General features: G+C 53.9%; 5 protein-coding genes. 1 reads left to right on the top strand and 4 read right to left on the bottom strand.

Annotated elements, in window-relative coordinates; translation table 11 throughout:
• Positions 1 to 63 precede the first annotated feature (63 nt).
• Positions 64 to 1,230 (top strand): MFS transporter, encoded by a 1,167-nt coding sequence (locus ACESY8_RS13380; protein WP_087360759.1) that lies wholly within the window; start codon positions 64 to 66, stop codon positions 1,228 to 1,230.
• A 290-nt stretch (positions 1,231 to 1,520) separates the two neighbouring features.
• Here ACESY8_RS13380 and ACESY8_RS13385 read toward each other — a convergent pair whose 3' ends face one another.
• The 4 genes from ACESY8_RS13385 to ACESY8_RS13400 are packed head-to-tail and all read right to left on the bottom strand — an operon-like array spanning position 1,521 to position 4,992.
• Positions 1,521 to 2,303, bottom strand: coding sequence for an SDR family NAD(P)-dependent oxidoreductase (locus tag ACESY8_RS13385; RefSeq protein ID WP_207753765.1), 783 nt, complete (start codon positions 2,301 to 2,303; stop codon positions 1,521 to 1,523).
• Between the two features lie 18 nt (positions 2,304 to 2,321).
• Positions 2,322 to 3,158 (bottom strand): SDR family oxidoreductase, encoded by an 837-nt coding sequence (locus tag ACESY8_RS13390; protein ID WP_044941756.1) that lies wholly within the window; start codon positions 3,156 to 3,158, stop codon positions 2,322 to 2,324.
• An 18-nt stretch (positions 3,159 to 3,176) separates the two neighbouring features.
• Positions 3,177 to 3,890: a transaldolase family protein gene (locus ACESY8_RS13395; protein WP_024723440.1), complete on the bottom strand. Its 714-nt coding sequence runs from the start codon at positions 3,888 to 3,890 to the stop codon at positions 3,177 to 3,179.
• Between the two features lie 40 nt (positions 3,891 to 3,930).
• Positions 3,931 to 4,992: a VOC family protein gene (locus ACESY8_RS13400; protein ID WP_204682081.1), complete on the bottom strand. Its 1,062-nt coding sequence runs from the start codon at positions 4,990 to 4,992 to the stop codon at positions 3,931 to 3,933.
• Positions 4,993 to 5,296 lie beyond the last annotated feature (304 nt).

Below are 5,296 nucleotides of genomic sequence, written 5' to 3' on the forward strand. Positions count from 1 at the left end.
CGGCTATGCCGCCCCCCGTTTCCTCCATACTGACACATTTACCACATAGGGAGAGCCTTTTCGATGCAAGAGAAACTGTTTAACCGATATTTTATTCTTATCTGGTTCAGCATGCTGTGTCTGATGCTAATTCAGAACCTGATGTGTTCTGGCATCCCGCTTTTTTTCGCCAGCCGTGGCTTCTCTACCTCCTTCGCCGGTCTGCTCGGCTTGCCCTTCGCCCTATTTGGTATTCTGGCCCGTACTACTGGAGGCTATCTGATGGATCGGTTCGGCCGCAGAGTCATCATGATCCTGGGCCCTCTGCTGATGGGCATCGCCTCCCTGCTCTTCCTGCTCCTCCCCTTTGCCCCCCTGATGCTCCTCTTCCGTGGACTTCATGGGGCGGGTTTTTCCATTGGGCAGGCGGGTTCGTCCACTGCCACTATAGATGTAACCCCTCGGGAGAAAAGCAGCCTGGGGGTAGGCATCTTTTGGGTTTCTACCGCTCTAGCGATTGCTGTGGCCGGCTGGCTGATCGAAATTTTAGGCAGCGGCGGCACCTATGACCGTATTTTTTACTTTTCCTTTGCCTTCGGCGTGCTGGGCGCCATACTGGCCTTTCTGTGCCGGTATGAGGAAGGCAGGCCGCCTGTTGTCCGGGAACCCCAGGAGGTCAATCCGCTCCACGGCCTGCGGAAGTTTTTGTATCCCGCCGCGGCACGCCCTGCCGTTATTGAGTTCTTCGTTATGCTGGGGGTGTCCTGCTGCAATATTTTTATCTTCACCTACGCCGTCCTCCAGGGCTATGCCAATCCCAGCTTCTTTATGGTCGTCGCGGCCCTGTCCATGACCGTCAGCAACCTGGCCTCCGGCCGGCTGCTCAGGGCCTTGGGCCACCGAACTCTACTGTCCATCGCCATGGTGCTCAGCGGAGCCCTCATCGCTCTGATCGCACTGGTACCCAGTCAGGCGACCTTCTACCTGGGCGGCGTCGGCTTCGGCATGGCTCAGGGCTTTTCCTTCCCCATTCTTACCCTTCTGGCGGTAGACAATGTCCCCCAAAATCACCGCGGTACCGCCAACAGTACCATGTTGATGGCAGGCGACTTGGGGGTTGGGCTCGGCACTCTCCTGTGGGGGATCTCTATCCAGTTCTGTGGTTTCCATGTGTCCATTGCCTTGTCCGGCCTGGCTGTGATCCTCAGCGGTGTGCTTAGCCTGCTGTTCTACTGTCGTTGTAAGCCCTGACTGCGTATTATCTCGTCCGTAAGTGAAATCACCGCTCCAAGAACATCGGCAAGGGACATGTTCCGGTAAGGGCCGTCTTTTGTTGTATATAAGCTCGAGCATGCTGTATCCGCACTCCTCAGCCTTTTGTTATCCCCTTTTTTCTGCATTGCAATTTTGCTCTACTTACATATCAGCGCCCCCCGTTGCAGATAGGTCTACCTGCAACAGGGGGCGCTGATCGTTCCATGCCTTTTCCCGCTCATTTCAAAACAAGATGTCTGGCTCTTGTTTTGATTGCCTGTCTTCAACTACACGCAAGTCCACCCGCCGTCGCAGGGCAGGGTGATACCGGTAATATACCGGGACTCCTCGCTGGCCAGGAACACCACTGCGGCATCCATATCGCCTACGGTGTTCAGATCCGTTGGCGTGCCGGCCCGCTGCATGGGAGTCATACGCTTGATAAATGCCTGGGACTCTTCTATCAAATCAGCACCGTTAGACTCAGAAGGGAACATGCCAGGGCAGATATTGTTTACCGTCACCCCCTGGGTGGCCCACTCGGCGGCGGCGGCCCTGGTTAAGTTGATCACTCCGCCCTTGGCGGCCTGATAGCCCGCCAGAGGCACTCCCAGGTTTCCTACCATTCCCATAGCGGAGGCAATATTAATGATACGTCCATAGCCAGCCTCCACCATCACCTTGCCAAATGCCTTCATTACCCGGAACAGGGAGCACAAATCCAGATTTACCACTTTGTCAAAAATCTCCTGCGGCATATCGACGGTTGGGATGGAAGGTCCTCCATTACCAGCATTGTTCACCAAAATGTCCATTTTTTTGTAGTGGTTTACCACAGTTTCTACCGCATTCTGAACCGAGGCCTCGTCCGAGATATCGCACACAACCGGGAGGCACCGCCCCCCCAGGCTCTCGATTTCCCTGGCTGTCTCAGTCAGCTTATCCGGTCTTCTGGCCAGAATAGCCAGATCCGCGCCCTGCCGGGCCAGTGCGATGGCCATTCCTCTGCCCAGTCCCGCCGTACCACCGGTGACCACCGCCACACGGCCATGCAGATTAAATATTCCCATAGAACGTTCTCCTTCCAATTACCAGTTGGCATGTCCCCCGTCGATCAGGATGTCCTGTCCGACGGTGTAAGTAGACGCATCGCTGGCTAGGTAGAGCACCGCTCCCTGGAGCTCCTCCACCTGGGCCATGCGCATAATGGGCTGGGTATTCTGGTAGCACTCCAGCATCTCCTGGGACATTCCAGCGTGGAGCCCGGGGCTGTAGCAATAGCCCGGAGAAACCGAATTGACCCGGATGCCATACTGGATCACCTGGGAGGCAAAATGCTTGGTGAAATAGAGCACCCCCGCCTTGGACACACCGTAAGAGGAGTCGTCTTGGGTATGTCCAAGGGGAGCCTGATTCACTATGTGTCCTGTCAGGGAGGCAGTGTTGATGATGCTGCCTCCATGGCCCTCCCGCACCATCACCCTGGCCGCCGTGGTCGCCACAATGTACTGGCTCACCAGGTTGATATTGAGCACCTGTTTCCAGTGCTCCAGATGATCCATGTTATGCTCGGAGTCCCAGGCCTCCAGATCGGGGACAAGCGCCCCGCCCACGCCCGCATTGTTGTGAACCACATCCACGCTGCCCAGTTCCTTCTCGATGGCGTCAAACATCTCTGCCACCGCCTTGGCATCCACCAAATCGCAGCCGTAGGCCGCCGCCTTTCCCCCATAGAGGCCGGCAAATTCCTCCGCGACCTGCTTGGAGCGCTCCAGGCACTGGGGCAAATCCACGATGGCTACATTGGCGCCCGCCTGAGCAAACGCCAAGGCCGTGTGATAGCCGATGTTGCCCGCCGCACCCGTAACTACAGCTGTCTTACCGTCCAGTCGAAAGCGATCCAGTACATTTTTCTTAAATTCCATGTTGTTTCTCCCCTTTTCTTAATCAATCAGCTCGTCGGCGCCCACGTTGCCGAACACCGCTTCCCAAGAGCGCCGCACATCCTGATTCAAATTTATAAACAGGCGGGCATTAAAGCAATTCTCAAAATCCTCCGGATCCAGCGCAACGGAAGTAGCGCCCGTGCTCATGAGATAGCTCAGTTCGTCCGGAGTTCTGGGGGCACAGGCCATGATACGGGCCGGGCTGCCGGAAACCTGGATAAACTTGTTCAGGGCGGCAAACACCGCCTTGGCATCCACTCCGCCATACAGGCCGTGGTCGTCAGCTCCGCCCATGAGCATGAAGCAGTAAAACACGGAGATGTATTTCACACCGGACTGCAATGCACACATACCCTGGAGGGTAGACATGACCTGTGTAGCACAGATATCCACATCCGCAGAGAGCTTCTGCATCGCCCGGATGCCGCCCGTAGTGGATGGGATCTTAATGATTGTGGGTTCCCCTGCGATCTTCAGAATCGCTTCCGCATCCCGCATGATCCCGTCATAGTCATTGGAGGGGGTTTGGATGAAGAGCTTGCGGCTACCGGTAGCCGCCCGTAGCTCCTTTACAATGTTGGCAAAGTCCGTCCGTCCCAGCCGTGCCACCATCTGGGGATTGCAGCACACACCGGCAAAGGGGTAAACGTCAATAAGCTTTTCCACAACGGCTGGCTTTTCGGTATTCAGGTAAATATCAAACTTGGACATGTTCGTCCTCCTCCTTGAAGCAGTGACAATATATCCTGGCTCAGTCCCGGGTCTGTTCCGGGTAAAAATATTGCAGATAGCCATCAGGCAGTTTGGTCATTGCGGAATCCGTGCGCAGTTCCATGAAGAAGCCCAGTTTATCCTTGGTATTCATATAACACCAGCTTACCGGCCCCACCTTTCCCTGGCAGGACAGTTCCACTCCTGCCCTCTCATAGTCCTGAAGGGTGCTCTCCCACTGCTTTTCTGGAATCTCCCGGAGGATGTGGTGATAGCCAATTCCGTGCTCCTTCAGAAAATCAAAGTAAACCAAGGGCCCCTTTACCGGCTGGATAGCTTCCCACTCAATGTTGCCGCACACCAGAATGGCTACCAGGAAGGAGAAGTCCACATTCTGCAGCCTTCCATCTACCCGAAAACCGGGATCCACTACAGTTTTGCTATTTTGGCACCCCACCTCCCAGGGGCCGATCTCCAGCAAATCAGTAATGGTTTCGATGGTTTTACGTACATCCGGAGTGGTAATATTGATCTGCGCAATCCGCATGGGCACCACATAATTCGGGTCAGGCGTCTCACTCTCCCCGGTAATGATTTCAAAGAGAATGCCCAGGGTATCAGTGAGGTCCACCCAGGCTGCCTTGCAGACGGGCGATTCCATCCGTTGAGCAATGTTGATTCCCTTGGACTCAAGCTTGGCTAAAGTGGTATCCCACATCTGGCCTGGAATTCGCTCCCGCACACAACAGATACCCTCGCCAAACCGGTCCAGATACCGCTGGTAGATGGTGTCTCCCTCCACCGGCTGCACCACCTGTAAGGAGGTATTCTGGTAATATATTGTGGTGCACATCTGTGTATAGGTAATTTCCTGTTTTCCCACTGTCAATCCAGGATGGTTCTGTTCCGTCTCGGTGCGTACCTTCCCAGGGGCAACGGGAAATACCAAGCTTAGATTGGCCAGCTCTTGGAATATGTCTCGGCTCACCACAGTGATCTGGTCGAAGTTTCTTCCCTTAGCTCTCTCTTGAAGCTCTTTAAAATTCAATGTTTTAACCTCCTTATCATTTCTATTGTTTTCTGGTTCCTTTTGCTCTTTCATATTGCAATTCACATGCCAAATAATTTAGTACTGCTTTGGTACCCGCAAACGTTCAGAAACACATGTCTAATCCCGCTTCTCTACTACTCTAGAAGACATAGCCGGCCAGTACCGTCCTTGCATAACTGCAAATTTTTGCGTAACTGCATGTTCCTACAGACAATAAATTATTTTAAAGATTTGTTGCGTTCTATTCTAGACTCTAGATCTGGCACAATAAATTCCAGTCTATTACAATAGATTTACGGTTAAAGGCACGGCAGCCAGCCATGTCTTTTTTCGTATCGTTGCCTAAGCTGTTAGA

Origin of the sequence: Clostridium sp. ATCC BAA-442 (genome assembly GCF_964239415.1) — a bacterium.
GTDB classification, from domain to species: domain Bacteria; phylum Bacillota; class Clostridia; order Oscillospirales; family Oscillospiraceae; genus Flavonifractor; species Flavonifractor plautii.